The 22221-nt window shown below is 69.9% G+C and carries 24 protein-coding genes; 14 read left to right on the plus strand and 10 right to left on the minus strand.

Annotation, left to right across the window (positions count from 1 at the left end; translation table 11 throughout):
• Positions 1–64 precede the first annotated feature (64 nt).
• On the plus strand, positions 65–913 hold the full coding sequence (locus tag L942_RS37710; protein ID WP_037369457.1) for a PaaX family transcriptional regulator: 849 nt from the start codon (positions 65–67) through the stop codon (positions 911–913).
• On the opposite strand, the gene L942_RS37715 is transcribed toward L942_RS37710, so the two are convergent.
• Positions 903–1295, minus strand: coding sequence for a RidA family protein (locus L942_RS37715; RefSeq protein ID WP_037369690.1), 393 nt, complete (start codon positions 1293–1295; stop codon positions 903–905). The genes L942_RS37710 and L942_RS37715 overlap by 11 nt on opposite strands.
• 66 nt (positions 1296–1361) lie before the next feature.
• On the opposite strand from L942_RS37715, the gene L942_RS37720 reads away from it, so the two are divergent.
• Together L942_RS37720 and L942_RS37725 are read left to right on the plus strand one after the other, a co-directional pair.
• Positions 1362–3713: a bifunctional salicylyl-CoA 5-hydroxylase/oxidoreductase gene (locus tag L942_RS37720; RefSeq protein WP_037369458.1), complete on the plus strand. Its 2352-nt coding sequence runs from the start codon at positions 1362–1364 to the stop codon at positions 3711–3713.
• The gene (locus tag L942_RS37725) at positions 3710–4855 is read left to right on the plus strand and encodes an acyl-CoA dehydrogenase family protein (protein WP_037369459.1); all 1146 of its coding nucleotides are present in this window, start codon (positions 3710–3712) and stop codon (positions 4853–4855) included. The genes L942_RS37720 and L942_RS37725 overlap by 4 nt, the downstream gene beginning before the upstream one ends.
• 20 nt (positions 4856–4875) lie before the next feature.
• Here L942_RS37725 and L942_RS37730 read toward each other — a convergent pair whose 3' ends face one another.
• Entirely contained in the window at positions 4876–5607 is a 732-nt protein-coding gene (locus L942_RS37730; RefSeq protein ID WP_200863051.1) for a DUF2306 domain-containing protein, read from the minus strand.
• Between the two features lie 250 nt (positions 5608–5857).
• Here L942_RS37730 and L942_RS37735 point away from each other — a divergent pair, with 250 nt between their 5' ends.
• Complete coding sequence (locus L942_RS37735; RefSeq protein ID WP_037369465.1) at positions 5858–7075, plus strand: glycoside hydrolase family 16 protein; 1218 nt, start codon at positions 5858–5860, stop codon at positions 7073–7075.
• 286 nt (positions 7076–7361) lie between these two features.
• Here the strand turns inward: L942_RS37735 and L942_RS37740 are convergent, their stop codons facing one another.
• Positions 7362–8078, minus strand: coding sequence for a GntR family transcriptional regulator (locus tag L942_RS37740; RefSeq protein WP_440201364.1), 717 nt, complete (start codon positions 8076–8078; stop codon positions 7362–7364).
• 108 nt (positions 8079–8186) lie between these two features.
• Here L942_RS37740 and L942_RS37745 point away from each other — a divergent pair, with 108 nt between their 5' ends.
• The 5 genes from L942_RS37745 to L942_RS37765 are packed head-to-tail and all read left to right on the plus strand — an operon-like array spanning position 8187 to position 12471.
• Positions 8187–9446 (plus strand): MFS transporter, encoded by a 1260-nt coding sequence (locus L942_RS37745; RefSeq protein WP_037369468.1) that lies wholly within the window; start codon positions 8187–8189, stop codon positions 9444–9446.
• Complete coding sequence (locus L942_RS37750; protein WP_037369471.1) at positions 9443–10237, plus strand: putative hydro-lyase; 795 nt, start codon at positions 9443–9445, stop codon at positions 10235–10237. The genes L942_RS37745 and L942_RS37750 overlap by 4 nt, the downstream gene beginning before the upstream one ends.
• A 1-nt stretch (position 10238) precedes the next feature.
• Complete coding sequence (locus L942_RS37755; protein WP_037369473.1) at positions 10239–10988, plus strand: LamB/YcsF family protein; 750 nt, start codon at positions 10239–10241, stop codon at positions 10986–10988.
• The gene (locus L942_RS37760; RefSeq protein ID WP_200863052.1) at positions 10985–11599 is read left to right on the plus strand and encodes a 5-oxoprolinase subunit B family protein; all 615 of its coding nucleotides are present in this window, start codon (positions 10985–10987) and stop codon (positions 11597–11599) included. Before L942_RS37755 ends, L942_RS37760 begins: the two co-directional genes overlap by 4 nt.
• Positions 11596–12471: a biotin-dependent carboxyltransferase family protein gene (locus L942_RS37765; protein ID WP_037369476.1), complete on the plus strand. Its 876-nt coding sequence runs from the start codon at positions 11596–11598 to the stop codon at positions 12469–12471. Before L942_RS37760 ends, L942_RS37765 begins: the two co-directional genes overlap by 4 nt.
• Here the strand turns inward: L942_RS37765 and L942_RS37770 are convergent.
• The 6 genes from L942_RS37770 to L942_RS37795 all read right to left on the minus strand — a co-directional run bounded on the left by L942_RS37770 (position 12440) and on the right by L942_RS37795 (position 16885).
• A complete protein-coding gene (locus L942_RS37770; protein ID WP_440201365.1) occupies positions 12440–13063 on the minus strand; it encodes an alpha-ketoglutarate-dependent dioxygenase AlkB family protein in 624 nt (207 codons plus the stop codon). The genes L942_RS37765 and L942_RS37770 overlap by 32 nt on opposite strands.
• 164 nt (positions 13064–13227) lie before the next feature.
• The gene (locus tag L942_RS37775; protein ID WP_037369481.1) at positions 13228–14283 is read right to left on the minus strand and encodes an alcohol dehydrogenase catalytic domain-containing protein; all 1056 of its coding nucleotides are present in this window, start codon (positions 14281–14283) and stop codon (positions 13228–13230) included.
• Between the two features lie 126 nt (positions 14284–14409).
• Positions 14410–14760: a hypothetical protein gene (locus L942_RS37780; RefSeq protein WP_037369484.1), complete on the minus strand. Its 351-nt coding sequence runs from the start codon at positions 14758–14760 to the stop codon at positions 14410–14412.
• Between the two features lie 72 nt (positions 14761–14832).
• Positions 14833–15651 (minus strand): LLM class flavin-dependent oxidoreductase, encoded by an 819-nt coding sequence (locus L942_RS37785; protein ID WP_037369695.1) that lies wholly within the window; start codon positions 15649–15651, stop codon positions 14833–14835.
• Between the two features lie 68 nt (positions 15652–15719).
• Positions 15720–16403, minus strand: coding sequence for a metal-dependent transcriptional regulator (locus L942_RS37790; protein WP_037369486.1), 684 nt, complete (start codon positions 16401–16403; stop codon positions 15720–15722).
• A 41-nt stretch (positions 16404–16444) separates the two neighbouring features.
• Positions 16445–16885: a GNAT family N-acetyltransferase gene (locus L942_RS37795; protein WP_037369487.1), complete on the minus strand. Its 441-nt coding sequence runs from the start codon at positions 16883–16885 to the stop codon at positions 16445–16447.
• A gap of 43 nt (positions 16886–16928) precedes the next feature.
• Here L942_RS37795 and L942_RS45765 point away from each other — a divergent pair, with 43 nt between their 5' ends.
• The gene (locus tag L942_RS45765) at positions 16929–17243 is read left to right on the plus strand and encodes a hypothetical protein (protein ID WP_037369489.1); all 315 of its coding nucleotides are present in this window, start codon (positions 16929–16931) and stop codon (positions 17241–17243) included.
• 13 nt (positions 17244–17256) lie between these two features.
• Here the strand turns inward: L942_RS45765 and L942_RS37805 are convergent, their stop codons facing one another.
• On the minus strand, positions 17257–18834 hold the full coding sequence (locus L942_RS37805) for an amidohydrolase (RefSeq protein WP_037369491.1): 1578 nt from the start codon (positions 18832–18834) through the stop codon (positions 17257–17259).
• A 47-nt stretch (positions 18835–18881) separates the two neighbouring features.
• Here L942_RS37805 and L942_RS37810 point away from each other — a divergent pair, with 47 nt between their 5' ends.
• The 4 genes from L942_RS37810 to L942_RS37825 are packed head-to-tail and all read left to right on the plus strand — an operon-like array spanning position 18882 to position 22174.
• Positions 18882–19625, plus strand: a complete 744-nt coding sequence (locus L942_RS37810) for an enoyl-CoA hydratase/isomerase family protein (RefSeq protein ID WP_037369493.1) — start codon at positions 18882–18884, stop codon at positions 19623–19625.
• Entirely contained in the window at positions 19622–21157 is a 1536-nt protein-coding gene (locus tag L942_RS37815; RefSeq protein ID WP_037369494.1) for an ATP-dependent acyl-CoA ligase, read from the plus strand. Before L942_RS37810 ends, L942_RS37815 begins: the two co-directional genes overlap by 4 nt.
• Complete coding sequence (locus L942_RS37820; protein ID WP_037369497.1) at positions 21154–21801, plus strand: TetR/AcrR family transcriptional regulator; 648 nt, start codon at positions 21154–21156, stop codon at positions 21799–21801. Before L942_RS37815 ends, L942_RS37820 begins: the two co-directional genes overlap by 4 nt.
• Positions 21802–21847: 46 nt before the next feature.
• A complete protein-coding gene (locus tag L942_RS37825) occupies positions 21848–22174 on the plus strand; it encodes a hypothetical protein (RefSeq protein WP_037369498.1) in 327 nt (108 codons plus the stop codon).
• The last annotated feature ends 47 nt before the right edge of the window (positions 22175–22221 follow it).

The raw sequence follows: 22221 nt of genomic DNA on the forward strand, positions 1-22221 counted from the left end.
CGGTCCGCGTCCCCCGCCGTGGCTTTGGCCGGATTGGCCGCGAACGGCACGGTATGGTGACCGGGTGACGGCCGTACCGGAAGCAGCCGACGCCGACGGCGGGCGCGCGGCGCAGCCCCGGCACCTCATCGTGTCCGTCTACGGCGTGCACCACCAGGCGGGCGGCGAATGGCTTTCGGTCGCCTCGCTGATCGATCTGCTCGCCGCGGTCGGGGTCGACGAGCCCGCCGTGCGGTCGTCGATCTCCCGGCTCAAACGGCGCGGCGTGCTCGACGCGGTGCGCCGCGACGGAGCCGCCGGGTACGAATTGTCCGGTACCGCGCTGGATTTGCTGCGCGAGGGCGACGAGCGCATCTTCCGCCGCGACCGCGCGAAGCTCGCCGACGGCTGGCTGCTCGCGGTGTTTTCGGTACCGGAAGCCGAACGGCACAAGCGGCACGTGCTGCGGACGCAGTTGTCGCGGCTTGGATTCGGCACCGCGTCCTCGGGCGTCTGGATCGCGCCCGCGCACCTGTACGAGGCCACTGTCGGCACGCTGGAACGGCTCGGACTCGCCGAGTACGCCGATGTCTTCCGCGCCGAGCACCTCGCCTTCGGCGACCCGCGCGAGAAGGTGCGCGAGTGGTGGGACCTGGACCAGCTGGACGAGCTGTACACGGCGTTCCTCGAAGAGCACGAGCCGGCGCTGCGCCGGTGGCAGCGCCGCCGCACGACGCCCACCGACGAAGCGTTCGCCGATTACCTGCGCGTGCTCACCGGCTGGCGGCGGATGCCGTATCTCGACCCGTGCCTGCCCGCGGAATTGCTGCCCGAGGGCTGGTCCGGCATCCGCGCCGCCGAGGTGTTCTTCACGCTGCACGACCGGCTCGAGGACGCCGCGCGCACGCACCTGCGGCAGGCGCTCAGCGGTTGACCACCGCGTAGCCCTGCACTTCCACCAGCGCCTCGACGTCCCACAACCGGTTCACGCCGATGCCCGCCATCGCCGGGTACTCCGCGCCCACCAGCCGCTTCCACACCCGGCCGATCTCGCGCGCGTGAGCTTTGTAGTCGTCCATGTCGACGATGTAGACGGTCAGGCTGCACAAGTCCGCGGGTTCGCCGCCCGCCGCGCGCAACGCGGTGAGCAGGTTGCCGAGCGCGCGCTCGAACTGCTCCACGACACCGTCGCCGACGATCCGGTTGTCCGCGTCCAGCGCCGTCTGCCCGGCGAGGAACACCAGCCGGCCCTGCGCCGCCACCGCGTGCGAGAACCCCGAGGGCTTGCCCAGTCCGGGGGGATTGATCCGCTCCATGCCGGGAGCGTAACCCATCTATCGTCTTCTTGACGACCGTAGGACAAGCGACATATCCTGGGCCGCGTGCGGATTTCAGTAGTCGGCGGCGGGCCTGCGGGCCTCTACTTCGCCGTGCTCGCGAAGCAACTCGGCCCGGACCACGAGATCACGGTCTGGGAGCGCAACGCGCCGGATGACACGTTCGGCTTCGGCGTGGTCTTCTCCGACGAGACGCTCGGCGGCATCGAGCACGCCGACCCGGCCGTGCACGAGGCGATGAGCCGGGAGTTCGCGCGCTGGGACGACATCGACGTGCACTACCGCGGCACGGTGTCGACCTCGGGCGGGCACGGCTTCGCCGCGATGAGCCGGAAACGGCTGCTCGCGATCCTGCAGCAGCGGTGCCGCGAAATGGGTATTGATGTCCGATTCCGCACTCTCGCGCCGGACGCCGCCGAACTGGCCGCTTCTGCCGATCTCGTCGTCGCGGCCGACGGCGTGAATTCCGCGGTGCGCACCGCGTTCGCCGAATCGTTCCGGCCGTCGGTGGAGACCCGGCAGTGCCGCTACATCTGGCTCGGCACCGACCTCGTGTTCGACGCGTTCAAGTTCTACGTGCTCGAAACGCCGCACGGCATCATGCAGGTCCACGGCTACCCGTACGGCCGCGACGGCAGCACGTTCATCCTGGAGATGCACGAAGACGTGTGGCAGCGCGCGTTCGGCCCGATCGCCGCCACCGGCCTCGGTCCGGGCGAAAGCGACGAGAAGTCGATCGAGCTGATCCGCGAACTGTGCGGCGACATTTTCGACGGACACCAGTTGCTGGCCAACAACTCCAAATGGACCACCTTCGGCACGGTGCGCTGCGAAAACTGGGTACACGACAACGTCGTGCTGCTCGGCGACGCGGCGCACACCGCGCATTTCTCGATCGGCTCCGGCACGAAGCTCGCGATGGAGGACGCGCTCGCGCTCGCCGCGTGTCTGCACGAACAGCCGAGCGTTCCGGAAGCCCTTGCCGCATATGAACAAGAGCGTCGTCCGGTCGTCGCGTCCACGCAGCGGGCGGCGCAGGCGAGCCTGGAGTGGTTCGAGAACCTGGCGCAGTACACGCATCAGGAACCCGAGCAGTTCGCGTTCAACCTGCTGACCCGCAGCCGTCGGGTCACCTACGACAACCTGAAGCTGCGGGACAAGGAATTCGCCGCCTCGCTGGATCAGTGGTTCGCCGATTCGCTCGGCACTTCCGTCGCGCCGCCGATGTTCCAGCCGGTGCGCATCGGCTCGCTGGAATTGCCGAACCGGATCATCGTGTCGCCGATGGACATGTACTCCGCGGTCGACGGCGTGCCCGGCGAATTCCACCTGGTGCACTTGGGCAGCAAGGCGCTCGGCGGGGCCGGAATGGTGATGACCGAGATGATCTGCGTGTCCGCCGAAGGCCGGATCACGCCGGGTTGCCCCGGGCTCTACACCTCCGAGCAGGAAGCCGCGTGGAAGCGGATCGTTGACTTCGTGCACCGGGAAACCCCGGCGAAGATCGGTTTGCAGCTGGGGCATTCCGGCCGCAAGGGCTCCACGAAACTGATGTGGGAAGGCATCGACGACCCGCTGCCGGAAGGCAACTGGGAGGTCTGCGCACCGTCCGCGCTGCCGTACTCGCCGAAGAACCAGACGCCGCGCGAACTCACTGTCGCCGAGCTGGGCGAGATCCGGGACCAGTTCGTGGCGGCCGCGGAGGCCGCCGCGCGCGCCGGGTTCGACCTGCTGGAACTGCACTGCGCACACGGCTATCTGCTGTCGTCCTTCCTGTCTCCGTTGACCAACCACCGCACCGATGCCTATGGCGGCTCCCCGGAAAACCGGCTGCGTTTCCCGTTGGAAGTCTTCGACGCGGTCCGCGCGGTGTGGCCGGCCAACCGTCCGCTGACCGTCCGGATCTCCGCCACCGACTGGTTCGAGGGCGGCAACGACGCCGACGAAGCCGTGGCCATCGCGCAGGCGTTCGCCGAACACGGCGCGGGCGCGATCGACGTGTCGACCGGCCAGGTGGTCAGCGAGGAGAAGCCGAAGTTCGGCCGCAGCTACCAAACGCCGTACGCCGACCGGATCCGCAACGAGGTCGGCCGCCGCTACGGCACCGCGGTGATCGCCGTCGGCGCGATTTCCTCTTACGACGACGTGAACTCGCTCATCCTGGCGGGCCGGGCCGACCTGTGCGCACTCGGCCGCACTCACCTGTTCGATCCACAATGGACCCTGCACGCGGCCGCCGCGCAGGATTACCCGGTGGCGTGGCCGAAACAGTGGGCCGCGGGCAAACGCCCGCCGCAGACCGGGCGCTCCGACGGCCCGGAGCCCCGGCTGGACCTGGTCCGCACCGGCGGACACCAGACCGCCCATGCCCGCTGGCGACCGGAGGACGCCCGATGAACGCTTTCGCCTTCACTCCGGAACAGACCTCCTACGCCGCTTCCGTCCGGAAAATCGCCGCCGAACAGCTCGTCGGATTGGCCGCCGCCGGCGCGGAAGGCGAGGTAAACCGTCCGCTGCTCAAAGCCATGGGCTCGCACGGTTTGCTCGCCCGGCTCTTCCCCGGGGTCGAAAGCGGACAGCCGACCCGGCAAGCCGCCGCGACCGACCTGTGCCTGTTGCGAGAAGCCCTCGCCACCCAAAGCACCGAAGCCGAAACCGCGTTGGCGTTGCAGGGCTTGGGCAGCTACCCCGTCCTCCAGTCCGGTTTGGACGAACAGGTCCAGCGCTGGCTCCCGGCCGTCGCCGCCGGCGACGCCGTCGCCGCCTTCGCACTGACCGAACCGGAGGCCGGATCCGACGCCGCCGCGCTGCGCCTGACCGCCGAACCAGACGGGGACGGCTGGCGGCTCACCGGCACGAAGATGTGGATCTCGAACGCCCCGGAAGCCGACTTCTACACGGTTTTCGCCCGCACGACGCCGGATGCCGGTGCGCGCGGCGTCAGCGCCTTCGTCGTCCCCGGCGACCGCGCCGGACTCAGCGGCGAGCACCTGGACCTGGTGAGCCCACACCCCATCGGCACAGTAGTGTTCGACGGCGTCCGGGTGCGTCGCGACGAACTCCTCGGGGAAGAAAACCGCGGTTTCGCGGTAGCCATGCGGACTTTGGACCTGTTCCGGCCAAGCGTCGGCGCGTTCGCGGTCGGGATGGCACAAGCCGCTCTCGACGCGACGGTGGAGTACACGGCTTCGCGCGAGGCATTCGGCGGTCCGTTGGTGAAGCAGCAGACGGTCGCACACACGCTGGCCGAAATGGCGACGCGGACGGAAGCCAGCCGTCTGCTGGTGTACGCGGCCGCGGCAGCATATGACGCCGGCGAGCAGAACCTGGCTGGTCGCGCGGCAATGGCCAAGTTGTTCGCGACTGAGACCGCGCAATACGTGGTGGATCAAGCAGTGCAATTGCACGGCGCCCGCGCACTGCGGCGCGGGCATTTGCTGGAGCATCTGTACCGGGAGGTCCGTGCGCCGCGCATTTACGAGGGTGCGTCCGAGATCCAGCGGACGATCATCGCGCGGTCGCTGCAGCGGCGCGGATGAGCCGGCGTACGGACAGCGAACTACTGAACGCTCGCGCGGCGCTTCGGCTTCCGGTCCAGCCACAGCTGCGCCGCGATCAGCGCGACCGTCCAGCTCACCCACGCTCCGAGCGCGGCGATTGACTGCCCCAGCGCGATCTCGCTGCCGCCGAACGTCGTGGCGAGCCGCGGCTCCAGGAAGATCGCCGCGACCGGGCCGATCAGCCGGTTCAGGATGATCGACATCGTCAACGCGAAGCTGCGGATCATCCAGCGCCGATGATCGCCGAACCGGCGTTCGCGAGCGGCGCGGAAGCCCGCCCACGTCGTGCCGAGCCACAGCACCGCGAGCAGCACGTCGCTGGCCCGGGTCACCGGCCCGTACGGAGTCGCCGCGCCGACCGTCAACGCCAGCAGGCCGGACGGCAGCACCCCGGCGAACACGTAGGCACGGCCGGAATAACGGTGCAGCACTGGATGCTTCCGCCGGATCGACGGCCAGACCTGCAGCACCGCGGTCACCATCGCGATCGAGCCGAAGAGCACGTGCCCTACCAGAAACAGGTAGTGCGCCGGGAAGGTCGACGGGACGCGCGACCGCGCCGGATCGAACGCCAGATAAGGCGGCAGCGAATACGCCAGGAAAGCGACCACCACCAAGCCCAGCGGCGCTGTCCAGGGGCGTCGCCACCAGTGTTTCTTCGGCTCGACCCGTACCGTTCGCTCCGGTGCGGACTGCGCCCGCGTCGGTCGAAGATCCGTCCCCGCCGTCATGATCGCCTCTCTCCGTCGTCCGTTCTCGGCTGGCACTTCCGAACGTATGACGGGCGCCCCCGGCGAACCATGGGGCCGGCTGGCGTCAGTGCGGTGGGGGCAGCCTTACCCTCGGCCAGGTGATCCCGGCGCCCTCGGTGACCATTGCCGCAGAGGTCCAGACCAGGCATACTTCTCCTACTTTGTTGCCCGCCACAACAAAGCGTTCACCCTCGTCCTAGGTTCCTCCCCGAAACCGAGGTGACAACGCATGTCCCATTTCCGCAGACGTCTCCCCACCGCGCTCGCCGCCGCCGCGCTCCTGGCGCTCGGCCTCCAGGCCGCTCCAGCCGTGCTGGCTCCTGCGACCGCGGCGGCCGCAGAGAGTTTCACCGACGATTTCGACGGCCCGGCCGGGGCCGCCGCCGACGCGTCGAAATGGACCTACGAAACCGGCGACAACAACGGCAACAACCACGAACGCCAGTGGTACACCGCGGGAGCCGCGAACGGCGCGCTCGACGGCCAGGGCCATCTGGTGATCACCGCCAAACGCGAAAACTCCGGCCACACCTGCTGGTACGGCACGTGCCAGTACACGTCCGCCCGGCTCAACACCGCCGGGAAGTTCAGCCAGGCCTACGGCCACGTCGAGACCCGGATGAAGATCCCGCGCGGCCAGGGCATGTGGCCCGCGTTCTGGATGCTCGGCGGCGGGAATTGGCCGGGCGACGGCGAAATCGACGTCATGGAGAACATCGGCCGCGAGCCGAACACCGTGCACGGCACCATCCACGGTCCCGGCTACTCCGGCGCCGGCGGCATCGGCGCGGCATACAACGGCCCGGTCTTCGCTGACGATTTCCACACTTACGCCGTCGATTGGTCGCCGAACAAGATCGTCTGGTCGGTCGACGGCAACGCTTACGAAACCCGCACCCCGGCCGACCTGAACGGCAACCGGTGGGTCTTCGACCATCCCTTCTTCCTGATCCTGAACCTCGCGGTCGGCGGCGACTGGCCCGGCGACCCCGACGGCAGCACGCAATTCCCGCAGCAGCTGGTCGTCGACTACGTGCACGTGTCCACGAGCAGCACTGGCGGGTCGAGCGGCCGGATCATCGGCATCGGCGGCAAATGCGTCGACGTGCCCTGGGCCAATCCGGCGAACTTCACCCAGCTGCAGATCACCGACTGCAACGGGAACGCCGCGCAGAACTGGACCGTCGGCAGCGACGGGACCCTGCGCGCGCTCGGCAAGTGCATGGACGTCAAGTACTCCGGCACCGCCGACGGCACGCCAGTCCAGATGTACGACTGCAACAACAGCGACGCGCAGCAATGGGTCGTGACCGCGGCGCACGACATCGTCAACCCGCACGCGAACAAATGTCTCGACGCGGCCGGGGTCAGTTCGGCCAACGGGACGAAACTGCAGCTGTGGACGTGCACCGGCAACGTCAACCAGAAATGGTCGGTGAACCAGTAGCCGTCCACTGTGGACGAAAGAAGACGGCGGGCCGTCCCCTCCCCCCGGTGGTTACGGCCCGCCGCGTAAGCCGCGTGGGCCGGGCGGGAACCAAGGCAGCCGCCCGGCCGCGCATCGCCCGCCGCGCGCCGGCTGGGGGTCCCAACGCGCGGGGCGGCACTTTCACCCGGCCCAGCACCCAAGGTAGCCAGACCACCCGCACCGTGGCCCCTTCCGGCTGACAGGTGGGCCCGATCGGCCATTCTCGCTGCCTTCCCGGGCAAACCAGCCGGTCCGGCTCAACCTCTCAGCGGGTCCCGGCCAGTTCCGCGTAGGCCTCGACCAGCTGCGCTTCGGCGTCGTCGAGATAGACAGCGAGCATCTCCGCGGTACGGATTCCGTCGCCCGTCGCGAGCACGTCCAGGATTTCGTGGTTTCGCGGCAGATACCGCTCATGGAAGCGGCGCGGGTCGGCCATCACGTGGAACACCAGCCGCAGCTCGGCGGTGAGCGCCTGCATCAGCTCGACAATGCGCTCGCTGCCGGCGAGCGCGACCAGTTCCGCGTGGAAACGGATGTTCGCGGTGCCCAGGTCCTGCCACTGCGCCCGCTTCGCCGCGCGATCGCCGTCCGCGACCGTGCTGGCGATCTTCTCGTACGACGCCGGCTTCTCGGTCACCTCCCGGACCGCGGCGCACTCGATGAGCTTGCGGACCCGGTAGATGTCGCGGACGTCCTCGACGCTCGGCACCCGCACGAAGACGCCGCGGTTCAGCTCGTGGACCAGCAGCCGTTCGTGCGTCAGCAGCCGGAAGGCTTCACGGAGCGTGTTGCGCGAGACCCCGAGCGCGCTGCCGATGTCCTGCTCCGAAAGCCGTACTCCAGGCAGGAAGTACCCCTCGGAAACGCGCGTGCGCAGCACGCCGGCGACTCGTTCCGCGGTGCTCGTCCGGCCGAGCAGGCCGCGATCCGCTTCCAGGCCCATCGGCTCTCCGTCGGTGACCACGTCGCCCAGCGTAGCCATCGGACGGTGAACAATAAAATGAGGGACTTGTGGAATTGTTGAACGATCCGTACGGTAGCCGCCAGGTGACTCGTGCCACCATGAGTTCGTCCCCTTGTGAGGTGCCCTATGAACGTCAACGTCGCCGACGGCACCGCGAACGCGGCCCGCCCGTTCGGCTGGTATCGCTCGCTCGGCCGCAAGGGCCGCCGCGCCTTCCTCGGCGCGTTCGGCGGCTACGGCCTCGATTCGTTCGACTACCAGACCCTTCCCTTCGGCCTGGCCGCGATCACCGCCTACTTCGGCATCACGTCCGGGGAAGCGGGCCTGCTCAGCACGGTCACGCTCGTCGTGTCGGCGATCGGCGGCGTCGGAGCCGGCGTGCTCGCCGACCGCATCGGCCGCGTCCGCACGCTGCAGCTGACCATCGCGATGTACACGATCTTCACGGTGCTCTGCGGTTTCGCGCCCAACTTCGAAACGCTGCTGGTCTTCCGCGGCCTGCAGGGGCTCGGGTTCGGCGGCGAGTGGGCGGTCGGTGCCGCGCTGGTCGCCGAGTACTGCTCGACCCGGTACCGCGGCCGCACGGTGGCGTTCGTGCAGAGCGCGTGGGCGGTCGGCTGGGGACTGCTGGTGCTCGTCTACACGGTGCTGTTCAGCGTGCTCGACCAGGACATCGCGTGGCGCGTGCTGTTCTGGGTCGGCGTCATCCCGGCGCTGCTCGTGCTGTGGGTCCGGCGCAGCGTCGAGGACGCGCCGGAGGCCGCCGAACGACGGGTTTCGGCGAAGGTCAAGGGCTCGCTCATCGGGATCTTCCGGCCGAATCTCCTTCGCACCACGGTCTTCGCCGCGCTCCTCGCGACCGGCGTCCAAGGCGGCTACTACACGCTGTTCACCTGGATGCCGAAGTACCTGCAGACCAGCCGCGGCCTGTCCGTGGTCAACACCGGAGGCTACTTCGCGCTGCTGATCCCGGGCGCGTTCATCGGCTACGTCTGCGGCGGCTACCTCACCGACCTGCTCGGCCGGAAGAAAACCTTCCTGCTGTTCTCGGTCGTTTCCGCGCTGCTGATCGTGCTGTTCGTGCAGCTGCCCTACGGGGCGAACGGCCTGATGCTGCTGATCAGTTTCCCGCTCGGCTTCTCGACTTCGGCGATCTTCAGCGGCTTCGGCGCGTATCTCGCCGAGCTGTACCCGACCGCGCTGCGCGCCACCGGGCAGGGCTTCACCTACAACTTCGGCCGCGCGGTCGGTGCCGCTTTCCCCGCCGTGGTGGGCTTTCTCGGGGCAGGCGGGGCGATCGTGCTCGGCGCCGTCGGGTACGCGATCGCCGCGGTCGCGCTGCTCGGGCTGCCGGAAACGCGAGGCAAGGAACTGGTGGAGCGATGACCACTTCCTACGATCCCTCGACGCTCACTCCGGCCGAGGCCCGTGCACTCTTCCGGGCCGGCACCGAACGGCCGACCACCGGATGGGCCGACGGGTACGCGCAGACGAACCTGATCGCCGTCCCCGCGGACTGGGCCGACGACGTCCGCGAGTTCTGCGCCCGCAACCCGAGGCCGTGCCCGGTGCTCGACGTCAGCGAACCCGGCGACCCGAGCACGCGGCTCGCACCCGGCGCGGATCTGCGCACCGATCTGCCGCGCTACCGCGTCTGGCACAACGGCACGTTGACCAGCGAAATCACCGACGCCACCGGGGTGTGGCGCAGCGACCTGGTCGCGTTCTCCATCGGCTGCAGCTTCAGTTTCGAGACGTTGCTGCGCGCCGCGGGCATCCCGCTCCGGCACGTCGAACAGGGCCGGAACGTCTCGATGTACGTGACGAACCGGCAGTGCGCACCGGCCGGACGGCTCAGCGGGCCGATGGTGGTGTCGATGCGGCAGATTCCGGAAACCCTGGTCGAGGAGGCCGTGCGCGTCACCGCCGCGATGCCCGCCGTGCACGGCGCTCCGGTGCACGTCGGCGACCCGGCCGAGCTGGGCATCGCCGACCTGGCCCGGCCGGATTTCGGCGATCCGGTCGACGCCGAACCCGGGGACGTGCCGGTGTTCTGGGCCTGCGGCGTCACCCCGCAGGCGGCGCTGATGGCGTCAAAGCCGCCGTTCGCCATCACGCACGCCCCCGGCTACATGTTCTTGACCGACCGACCCGATCGCGAATACCAGGTGGGATGACATGGACCTCAACAGCGACCTCGGCGAAGGCTTCGGCGCCTGGACCATGGGCGACGACGAAGCCATGCTCGACATCGTGACCAGCGCGAACGTCGCGTGCGGCTTCCACGCGGGCGACGCGAGCGTGATGCGCCGGGTGTGCGAACGCGCGGCCGAACGCGGCGTCGCGATCGGCGCGCACGTCGGCTACCGCGACTTGGCCGGCTTCGGCCGGCGCGCGCTCGACATCGCTCCGGAAGACCTCGCGGACGAAGTGCTGTACCAAATCGGCGCTCTCGACGCCTTCGCGCGCGCGGCGCACAGCTGCGTGCGTTACGTGAAGGCGCACGGCGCGCTGTACAACACCGCAGCTGTGGATCCGGAGCAGGCAGCTGCGCTTGTCGAAGGCGTACGGCGCTATCACACCGATCTGGCGCTGCTGTGTCCTCCGGACTCCGAAATGCTGCGCGCGGCTCAAGCGGCGGGCGTGCCTGCGTACGCAGAAGCGTTCGCCGACCGTGCGTACACGCCCGAGGGGCGCCTGGTGTCGCGCAAGCTGCCGGGTGCGGTGCTGCACGACGCGGACGAAGTCGCCGCGCGGGCGCTCACCATGGCGACCACCGGCGAGGTTGTCGACGCCGAAGGCGGCAAGCTGACGCTGCGGGCGGATTCCCTGTGCGTGCACGGAGATACGCCCGGCGCGGTCGAGCTGGCCCGGCGGATTCGCGAGCTGCTCACCGAATCCGGCGTGGTGCTGAGGTCGTTCGTGTGAGCCAGCCGAGCACTGTGTTGCGCTACGGCCGTTCCGCGTTGCTCGTGGAGGTCGACGACGTGCTCGGGTTCCAGGCGGCCTGCGAAGCCGCCCAGCCCGAGGGCGTCGTCGAACTGGTCCCCGCCGCACGCACCCTGCTGGTCCGGTTCGATCGGACCCGCACCGATTCCGCCACGCTGACCCGTTCGCTGGCTTCGCTGTCCACAGTGGACGTATCCGAGCGCTCGGCGGAGACCGTCACCCTGCCGGTGCGGTACGACGGTGCCGACCTGGCAGACGTCGCCGAAGCCACCGGACTGTCGGTTTCCGAGGTGGTGCGACGGCATTCGGCGACCGCCTACGTCGCGGCGTTCTGCGGTTTCGCGCCCGGTTTCGCCTACCTGACCGGCCTCGACCCGGCCTTGCACCTGCCGCGCCGCAGCACGCCGCGCACGCGCGTGCCAGCGGGTGCGGTGGCGATCGCCGGCGAGTACAGCGCGATCTATCCGCATCCGTCGCCCGGCGGCTGGCATCTGCTCGGGCACAGCGACGCGGAGGTGTGGAACGTCGACCGCGAGCAGCCGAACCTGCTGGTCCCCGGCACCCGAGTGCGGTTCGAGGAGATTCGGTGACCGGGAAGATCGAGATCCTCGCGCCCGGTCCGTTCGCGACCGTGCAAGACCTCGGCCGGCCCGGGTACGCGGCCGTCGGCGTCGGCCGTTCCGGCGCGGCCGACCGGGGTGCGCTGAAGCTGGCGAACCGGCTCGTCGGCAATCCCGAAACGCACGCGGCACTGGAGGTCACCCTGGGCGGTCTGCGGCTGCGGGTCTCCGAGCACACCGTCGTCGCGGTCACCGGCGCGCAACTGCCGATTCGGGCCGGCGGAAGGGCCGCCGGGGTCGGCGCGCCGATCCACCTTCGCCCGGGAGAGGAACTCGAACTCGGCGTCGCGTCGCTCGGGCTGCGCAGCTACCTCGCGGTGCGCGGCGGGATCGACGTGCCACCGGTACTCGGCGCGCGAGCCACCGACACGCTGGGCAAACTCGGCCCGCCCGTCCTCGCCGCGGGCAGGTCGCTGCCGATCGGTTCGGTGGTGCAGGGCAACCCTTGTGTCGACCTGGCCCCGTTGCGCCAGCTCGCGGAAGAACCCGTGTTGCGCCTGCAGCCCGGACCGCGGCTGGACTGGTTCACCCCGTCCGCACTGTCCACTTTGCTTACTGGGACCTACACGGTGACCAATGACCTCGACCGGGTCGGCGTCCGGCTGGACGGTCCGGCACTGACCCGAGCCCGGGTCGGCGAACTGGCTCCGGAGGCCGCCGTGCCGGGCGCGCTGCAGGTGCCGCCGTCCGGGGTGCCGATCCTGTTCCTCGCCGACCATCCGGTGACCGGCGGCTACCCCGTCGCCGCGGTGGTGGACGAGGACGACCTGGACCTCGCCGCCCAGCTCCGGCCCGGGCAGCGGATCCGGTTCACCTCCCCGACACCCGCAGCGTCAGGTTGAGCCTGCCGGTCAGGCCGAGATCCGGATCCGCCGTGCCCGGCAGGGTTTTCGGCACCCCGTGGAACGCCAGCCGGGCCGGGCCGCCGAACACGAACAGGTCGCCCGAGCGCAGTTCGACATCGGTGTACGGCCGGTTGCGGTGCTCGGTGTTGCCGAAGCGGAAGACGCACGCGTCACCGAGGCTCAGGGACACCACCGGCTCCGTCGAACGCTCGTCTTTGTCCTGGTGCATGCCCATTTTCGCGGTGGCGTCGTAGTAGTTCACGAGCGCGACGTCCGGCTGGTAATCGTCGGCTGGCCGGTCGTAGGCGTCGGCGAGCGCACGGCGGCCGAGATCGGCCAGCCACTCCGGGAACGGCTCCACCGGTGAACCGTCCTCGCGCAGCCGGTCATAGCGGTACGGCCGCCATTGCCAGCCGAGACAGACCGTGCGCACGGACATCACCCCGCCGCCCGGCAGCCGGGTCGACCGGTAGCCGCGCCAGCCTCGACAGGCCGCGACGAGGTCGCGTTGTTCTTCGAAGGCGAGCCAATCCGGAACGTGCACTGCTCCGGGTGCGATTTCTCGGCGCGGGCGCGGCAGCAGCTCCATCACGCCGCTCCATGGCCGGCGGCCGCAGGAGTCACCCGGCCGGGCGCTCCTGCGGCGGATTCCCCTCGCCACTTGCCGCCAAGCTTCGGAGAATTCCACACCGCCACGGGTCCCGCCAGACCTTCGTCAGCTACAACTCGGACTCGGTTGCCGGTCGCCATTCGTCACCCGAACTCGACGACGGTCACCCCGGCCCGGGCAGGCACCGGGTCGCTCATCGCGGCGAGCGCCGCTGGCACCCCGTCGAGCCCGATCCGCGTGCCGATCAACCCGGCCAGATCAATGCCGGACCGCTCCACCACCCCGAGCAATTCCGGGTATTCGTACGCCTGCAGCCCGTGAATCCCGACGATCTCCAGTTCGCCGCCCACCACCCGATGCATCGGGATCGGCGGAACGCCCTGACTGGGCGGCATCAGCCCGGCCTGCACGTGTCGGCCGCGCTTGCGCAAGCTGCCCACCGAAGCCGCACAGGTGGCCGGGGAACCGAGACAGTCCAGCGACACGTGCGTACCGCCTTCAGTGCGCTCACGAACGTACGCAGCCAGTGCTTCCGGCCCATCGAACGCACTGGCATCGACGCTCAGCACGGCACCAGAACGCTCCGCCAACGCGCGCGCCTGCGGCGAAACGTCGACCGCGACCACCTTCGCACCGGCAGCGGCTGCCAGGAGGACCGCGGAGATGCCTACGCCGCCACAGCCATACACCGACACCCACTGCCCCGCGCGTACGCCGCCCTGGCGCAACACTGCGCGGAAAGCCGTGCCGAAGCGGCAACCAAGCGCAGCAGCTTCCGCCGACGACATCGAATCCGGCAACGCGACCAGGTTCGTCTGGGCGTGCTCGATGGCGACCTTTTCGGCGAACGAACCCCAGTGGGTCGCACCGGGCTGGAACTCGTCGTCGCAGATCTGCTGGTCGCCTTTGGCGCATTGCGCGCAGACTCCGCAGGCGCACACGAACGGGACGGTCACCCGGTCGCCCTTCGCCCAGCCCTTGACCCCCGCGCCGACCTCGACGATCCGGCCGGCGAGTTCGTGCCCGGCGACGTGCGGCAGCCGGACCGCGGCGTCGTGGCCCTGCCAGGTGTGCCAGTCGCTGCGGCACACCCCGGTCGCCTCGACCGCGATGACGACCCCGCCGTCCGGGGCCACCGGATCCGGCACCTCCCGCACTTCCGGAAGCACGCCGAACTCTTCGATCACGACCGCACGCATGGGTCCGATCGTAGAAGCCGCCGGTTTTCGCTCCGCCGCGCAGGCCTGGAGGGAACGCGGCGGACGGCGGCGCGCAGACGTCGGGATGCGACTGCGCGCTTCGCCGTCCGCCGCGGCCGGGCGCGCTCAGGAGAGCGGCTGGCCCGGCTGATGGAACTGGCCGCGCGGACGCGGCGGGCCGAGCAGCCTGCGCAGCGACCCGTCCGGGACGCCGAGGATCTGCTCGAGATTTCGCAAGGCCCGCAACGATTCCGGGCGTTCCGGGCGGCAGCGTCCGGATTGCCAATGGCTCAAGGTCGCGAGACTGACCGTGGTTCCCCTTCCCCGCAGCCGATATCTGATGCGTTCCAAGCCGAGCCCGCGGGCCCGGATGGCCGCGCGCAGCGCTTCGGCGAAGGGGCCGGTTTCGAGCAATTGCCCGAGATCCCGCCCTGTTGCACTCCCCCGGTCGATCGTCGGTGTTCGCTGACCGGTCATCGCACACGCTCCGAACCACGTCGCTGGGAAACCTCGGAGCGTAGGCCGGACCACGCATGATCGGAAGGGCTTTCACCCTTGTGCGGACAGGGCCCGGGCAATCTCGGCGAACGGTTCCGCATAGCCGGAATTGACCGTGACACAGGAAATCCCCCACCGCTCTCGCCAGCGGAGAAGCATTTCCCCGGCGACGTCAGGGTTTTCCGGCAGCACGGTGACAGCTTTCTCCGCGACCAGCTGCGGCACGTCCACCCCGGTGTAGCGGGCGAGCCGCGGCGAAGACCGATCCCCGATCGCGGTGAGATTCACCGCCAATTCGACGTCCCGGTCTCCCGCGAACGAGCGAAAAGTGTCCACAATGGAGTCGGCCTGCTCCTCGGTGGTGCGCGGTCCCCAGGCGAACGTGACGACGTCGGCGGTGCGCGCGGCGAGCGCGAGCATTTTGGGCCCGGAAGCCGCGAGCAATAGCCGGGGCCGCTCGGTGCGCTGCGAGAGCACCTCGATCGTCTCCGCCAGCCGGGCGACGCGTTGCCCCGGCGAGAGGAACTCGCGGCCCAGCGTCGCGGCGTGCTCGCCCGCGCCGGGATGCCCGACGCCCAGTCCCAGCAGGAAGCGGCCGCCGGTCGCCTGATGCAGGGACTCGGCCTGCCAGGCGAGGTTCCGGGCGTCGCGGAACGGATCGGCCAGCACGAAGGTGCCGACGGTGAGCTCGCTCGTGACCGCGGCGGCGGCCGGAACGAGCGTCAGCGGGTCGAGGCCGCCGACCGGGTCGGTCGCGAACATCGTGTCGAACCCGAGTTCCTCGATCCGGCGGGCCTGCGCGGTCCAGCCCGCCAGATCGGGGGCGTATCCGGTGACGATGCCGAAGCGGAACGGCTTGGTAGTGGTCATGCCGACCATCGTCGGCGGGTGCGCGGCCCGGCACATCCGTCCGGCGGCGACACTCGCGCGTACGCTCCTCAGCGCAGGGTGACCGACAACGCCTGCGCGATCTCCTTGCCGATGGCGTGCGTGGCGGCGTCCGGCGGCTGGCCGACCTTGACGACCATCGGCCCGCCGAACGGCTGCCGCTCGACCACCTCGATGCGCTCGCCGAGCCCGATCGCGTGCTCGGTGAGGTAGCGCAGCAGGTCCGGATCGGTGTCCCAGACCCGGACGATCTCGCCGACCGCGCCGGGCGGCAGGTCGTCCAGGATGCGCATCGGAAGCTCCTCGACGCTGCCGTCCGGAGCCGGGATCGGATCGCCGTGCGGATCGCGCACCGGGTTGCCGAGCTTGGCCGCGATCCGCTCGACGAGCCGGTCGGAGACGGCGTGCTCCAGCGCGTCGGCCTCGGCGTGGACCTCGTCCCAGGTGTAGCCGAGTTCGGAGACCAGGTACGTCTCGATCAGCCGGTGCCTGCGCAGCACCGACCGCGCGAGCTGCCGCCCCTCCGCCGTGAGCTCGATGCCGCGGTAGGGCACGTGCGCGACCAGGCCGAGCTGCGAAAGCTTGGTGACCATGCCCGACGCCGACGACGGGCTCACCTCAAGCCGCCCGGCCAGCGACGCGTTGGTGACCGCCTCGCCCCGTTCGACCAGCCCGTAGATCACCCGCACGTAGTCCTCGACCGACGACGACCTCCGGACGGAACCATCTCCCATGCCGCATACGATACGGGGCCCGGCCCGCCGCGGTCGCCCGGTCAGGGCCGCCAGCGGTAACGGATCCAGCCCGGCACCGGCTCCGCGCCGAGCTGCGCGTAGAACGCCTCCGCCTTGGCATTGCCCGCCTGCATGTCCCACTCGACGCGTCCCGTCGTGCGGGCGCGCAACGCGTCGAGCAGCTCCCGGCCCAGCCCGTGCCTGCGGTACTCCGGGCGGATGAACAGGTCGTCCAGCCAGATCCCCGGACGGCCTTCCCAGGTGGAGAAATTCCAGCTGCAGAAAGCGAACCCGGCGATGACGTCCGGACGTCCCGGCGGCGTGCACATCAGCACCCACGCCTTGGGTTCCGGACCGAACAGGTGGCCGCTCATCTCGGCGCGGTCGAGTTTGAGGTCGTGTTTGTCCTCGTAGACCGCGTGCTCCTCGATGAGGCTGCAGATCTCCTCGACGTCCTCGAAGACGGCGTCGCGAACGGGCATCGGGCGCCCCTTTCTTGTCGGTGGTGGCGGCTACGGTGCGGGAATGACTGAAGAGCGGTTCGAAGACCTGGTCGACGAGCTGCAGCTCTGCCCGGGCGTCACGCCGCCCCGGCCCGGGCGCGGCTTCGGTTCGCACGCGCTGAAGGTGCACGGGCGGATCTTCGCGATGTTCGTGCGCGGCGAACTCGTGGTGAAGCTGCCGAAGGCGCGCGTGGACGAACTGGTGGAGGGCGGCCACGGCGTGCGCTTCGACGCGAACAAGGGCGTCCCGATGAAGGAGTGGTTCGCGATGGATCCGGAGTCTCCGCTGGAGTGGAGCGCGGTGGCGAGGGAGGCGATGGAATTCGTGGGCGGCTGAACCGGCATCGCGCTCACCCGGCCTCGTAACGGAGCTCGCCGCCCACCGCGGTGCCGAGCACCCGCGCTTCCTCCACAGTGGACAGTGGGTCCGCGGACAGCACCACGAAGTCCGCGAGCTTCCCCGGCTCCAGCGTGCCGAGGTAGCTCTCCGCGAAGGTCGCGTAGGCCGAGCCGTACGTATAGGCGCGCAGGGCCTCCGCCGGGGTCAGTGCTTCCTCGACCGAGAACGGCTGGCCGGTGGACGTGCGGCGGTGGACCATGTCGGCGAGGCCGAGCAGCGGGGCGCCGTCGACGACGGGGCGGTCCGAGCTGGCGGGCAGGACGCATCCGGCGTCGAGGAGGCTGCGGAGGCGGTAGCACCACGGCACCCGCGCTTCGCCGAGGGCCGCGCGCATGCCGTCGCCGAGTTCGTTCACGAACCGGCCCTGCGGCGAGGCGATCAGGCCCAGCGACGCCAGGCGGGCCAGTTCCGCGGGCGGGAGCACGGCGCAGTGCTCGATGCGGTGCCGGTGGTCGGGGCGCGGGTTGGCGGCCAGGGCGGCTTCGTAGGCGTCGAGGACGACCGTGATGGCCCGGTCGCCGATCGCGTGGGTCGCGATTTGCCAGCCGGCGTCGTGGGCTTGGCGGATGGTGCGCGCCAGCTCGTCCTCGGGCACCTGGAAGTAGCCGCGGTTGTCCGGTTCGCCGTCGAACGGTTCGTGCATCGCGCAGGTGCGGCCGACCAGCGAGCCGTCGGCGAAGAGCTTCATCGGGCCGATGCGCAGCCACTCGTCGCCGAGGCCGGTGCGCAAGCCCAGGTCCAGGCCGAAGCCGGCGCCGTCCGGCAGGTCGTGGAGCACGCTCGCGGCGACCATCACCGTGCTGCGCACGCGCAGGACACCACGTTCGCGCGCGAGCTGGTACGCGGCCAGTTCGGCGGGCGTCTCGCCGACCAGGCCGCCGCCGATCCCGGCTTCCTGGACGCTCGTGATGCCCTCGGACAGGTACTGCTGGCTCGCCCGGTCGAGGCCGCGGACCACCGATTCGAGCGGCGTCGGGTACGTCAGCGGACGCAGCAGCAACTGCGCCTGCTCCCGCAGCAACCCGGTCGGCGAACCGTCGGGCGCCTGCACCACGTCGCCGCCGACGGGGACGTTCGCGAGGTCCAGCCGGTCCAGCACCGCGGAGTTGACCAGCGTCATGTGGCCGGACGTGTGCTTGAGCCGCACGAGCATGCCGGGCGCGGCGCGGTCGAGGCCGTGCCGGTCCGGGTGCTCGCCGCCGGCGAGTTTGTTCTGGTCGTAGCCGCTGCCGACGACCCAGCTCCCGGCGGGCAGCTCGGCCGCGCGCCGGGCCACCGCGTCGTACACCTCGTCGACGCTGCGGCAGTCGCTGAGCGGCACGTCGTCCAGGCCCATGCCGAACCAGGCCATGTGGTTGTGCGCGTCGTGGAACCCGGGCGCGACGAACCCCCCGCCCAGGTCCACCCGGCGGCGGGCGGACAGTTCGCGCGCGTCGTCGCCCAGCGCCACGATCCGGCCGTGCAGCACCGCCAGCGCGGTGTCGCCGGTGACCAGCCTGGCGTTCTCGTACACCGCGTCCACCTGCATGCCTCCGACACTATCGATCGATCGATCGAACGTCTAGGCTCCCCTCCATGAGCACCGTTGACCTGGCCGTCGAGGGCGGCCTCGCGCAGATCCGGCTGAACCGGCCCGAGCGGCTCAACGCCGTCGCGCCCGTGCTGGTGGACGACTTCCTGACCGCGTTGGAGGAGGTCGCGCACAGCGAAGCCCGCGTCGTGCTGCTGTCGGGCAACGGCCGTGCCTTCTGCGCCGGGCACGACCTCAAGGAACCCACCCCCGAGGGGGACTCCCGGACGAGGCTGGAGCGGCTCCAGGAGGTCACGCGCCGGCTGCGCGCGCTGCGGCAGCCGGTGATCGCCGCGGTGCACGGGTACGCGATCGGCGCGGGCGCGGAGTTCGCGCTGGGCTGCGACCTGATCCTGGCCGCCGAGGACGCGGTGTTCGGCTTCCCCGAGGTGTCGCTGGGGCTGAGCGTCACCGGTGCCGCGTCGAGGCTGCTTCCGCTGCTGGTCGGGCCGGTCAAGGCGAAGGAACTGCTGCTGCTGGGCGACCGGTTCGACGGCCGTCGCGCGCACGACCTCGGCCTCGTCAACGCCGCCGTACCGGCCGACGAGCTGATGCCGCTCGCGCTCGGCTGGGCGGAGAAGATCGCCCATCACCCGCCGGAGGCCGCCACGATGGCGAAGCGGGCGCTCGACGCCGGGATCGACCACGCCTTCGATTCGGCGCTGGAACTCGAGGTCACCCACGCGCTGATCACCGAAAACTCGGCCGCCGTCCGCGAGTCGACCGAAGCGTTCCGGAGCCGGGCGTGACTCCGCTGCAGAACGTCGACACCCTGGTCGCGCTGGTCGCGCGCGCCGCGCAGCTCTGGCCCGAACGCACCGCGTGGATCTTCGACAGCACCGGCGCCCGGTTCACCTTCGCCGAAGTCGACGACCGCAGCGGACGTTTGGCGAACGCACTCCAGGAACACGGCATCCAGGCCGGCGATCGCGTCGCGGTGATGCTGCGCAATGAGCCCGAATTCCCGCTCATGTGGCTCGCGCTCGCCAAACTCGGCGCCGTTTTGGTCCCGGTGAACATCAACTACCGCGAATTCGACGGCACGCATGTCCTCCGCCACTCCGGCGCGCGTCTGGCGGTGGCCGCCGAAGAGTTCGTGGAACTGCTGGAGAAAATCGCGCCGGAAACGGCCGTGGAACGCGTCCTCACCCCGGAGGCGCTGCAGTCGGAAACGCGCTGCGAACCGGCGGCAGTGGTGGCCGAGCAGCCGGTGAACATCCAGTACACCTCCGGCACCACCGGCGCGCCGAAGGGCTGCGTGCTGCCGCACCGGTACTGGACCACGCTCGCGATCGGCCTCGCCACCGGCTTCCCTGCCGTCGGCGAGGACGACATTCTGCTTACCGCGCAACCCTTCCACTACATCGATCCACAGTGGAACGTCGCGCTCGCGCTGGCCGCCGGAGCGACGCTCGTCGTGCTGGACCGCTTCCACCCCTCGACGTTCTGGGCGAAGGTCCGCGAGTACGAGGTCACCTGGTTCTACTGCCTCGGCCTGATGCCGACGCTCCTGCTGCGCCAGCCGCCGCATCCGGACGACCGGAACCACCGCGTCCGTGCGATCAGCGCCTCGGCGATCCCGCCGGACCTGCACGCTCAGCTGGAAGAGCGCTGGGGCGTGCCGTGGTACGAGGCGTTCGGGATGACCGAGACCGGCGGCGACCTCCGGGTGTCCGAGTCCGACCACGACGCCGCGGTGGGCACCGGCTGCATCGGACGGCCGACCCGCGACCGCGAGGTGATGATCGCCGGCGAGGACGGGAAACCGTTGCCGCGCGGGGAAACCGGCGAGCTGCTGATCCGCGGCATCGGGCTGATGCACGGCTACCACGACGACCCCGAAGCAACCGCGCGCGCCTTCGCCGGCGGCTGGTTCCACACCGGCGACCTCGCGCGGATGGACGCCGAGGGCCGCGTCTACTACCTCGGCCGCACGAAGGACATGATCCGGCGCAGCGGCGAGAACATCTCCGCCGACGAAGTGGAGCGCGCACTCCTGCAACATCCGAAAGTGCAGCTCGCGGCCGTGATCGCGGTGCCGGACGAGCTGCGCGGCGAGGAAGTGAAGGCGTACGTCGTGTGCGCCGACGGCCAGCCGTCGCCGCAGGAGCTGGCGGAGTTCTGCGCGCAGCAGCTGGCGTACTTCAAGGTGCCGAGGTTCTGGGCGTTCGCGGACGATCTGCCGCGCACGCCGTCCGAACGCGTCGCGAAGGGCGAGCTGCGGAAGGCCGCCGACCTCCGCGCCGGCTCCTGGGACCGCAGCACCGGGGAGTGGCGGTGAGCAGCGGCGAACGGGTCCGGACGGCAGCCGTGAAACTGTTCGCCACCAAGGGTTTCCACGGCACAGGCATCCGGGATCTGGCCCAGGAAGCCGAACTTTCTTCGGCGACCCTTTACCACTACATGGGCACCAAGGAAGATCTCCTCGTCGAGATCATGACGACCTCGCTGCGCCGCCTGATCGACGCGGTGGCGAAGGCCACCGCGGGCAGCGACGATCCGGTGGTCCGGATGCGCACGCTGGTCGCGCTGCACGTCCTCGCGCACGCCGCCCAGCCGGGCGAAACCCGGGTGGTGGACAACGAAGTCGACGCGCTATCGGCTCCGGCGCGTGCCCGGGTCGTCGCGCTGCGGGACGAATACGAGCAATTCTGGGCGAAGGCGATCGAGGACGGCACCGCGACGAACGTGTTCCATACCGCACAGCCGGCCGTGACGCGGCTCGCATTGCTGGAAATGTGCAGCGGAGTGGCCCGATGGTATTCGCCGAAGGGCCCGCTCCGGCTGGAAGACCTGGCCACGCACTACGCGGAGCTGGCATTGCGGGCACTCGGACATCCGGTCGCGGTGCGTGCCGAAGACCTCCGGCAATGCCTCGAAGTGGTCGCCCAAGTGTGGGACTTGCCTGTCCAAGAGCGCTTTTAGCGCCATACGCCTTGCTCAGACGGCGAACGTGGGGGACGCTCGAAGGGTGACTGAGCAAACGATCCAACTCGAACTGGACGACTCGGGTCTCTCGCCTGGCCTGCCCGCACCCTCTCACCCGCGCGATCAGGTCCAGGACGTGCCGTATCGACCAGTCGAGTTTCGTGACGACGACCTGCCCAGCGCGCTCGAGCGCTGCGCGGGATGGCTGCGCCAAGCGCAGGAGTGGCTGGGAGAACCGCTCGACGTCCTCGCGATCCACCTAGACTACGACGAGCGACAGGGTTCGCCCTACTACGACGTGAAGCTGCTGTGCAATGAGGAAGACCTAGCCGGGGTTCCCATCGCCATGCGCAACAAAGACAAGTCGTAGCACTCGTTATCCAGCCGCGAAGGCCCTCTCGGACTCCGAGGGGGCCT

Source organism: Amycolatopsis orientalis DSM 43388 (assembly GCF_000411975.1).
Lineage (GTDB): Bacteria > Actinomycetota > Actinomycetes > Mycobacteriales > Pseudonocardiaceae > Amycolatopsis > Amycolatopsis orientalis_D.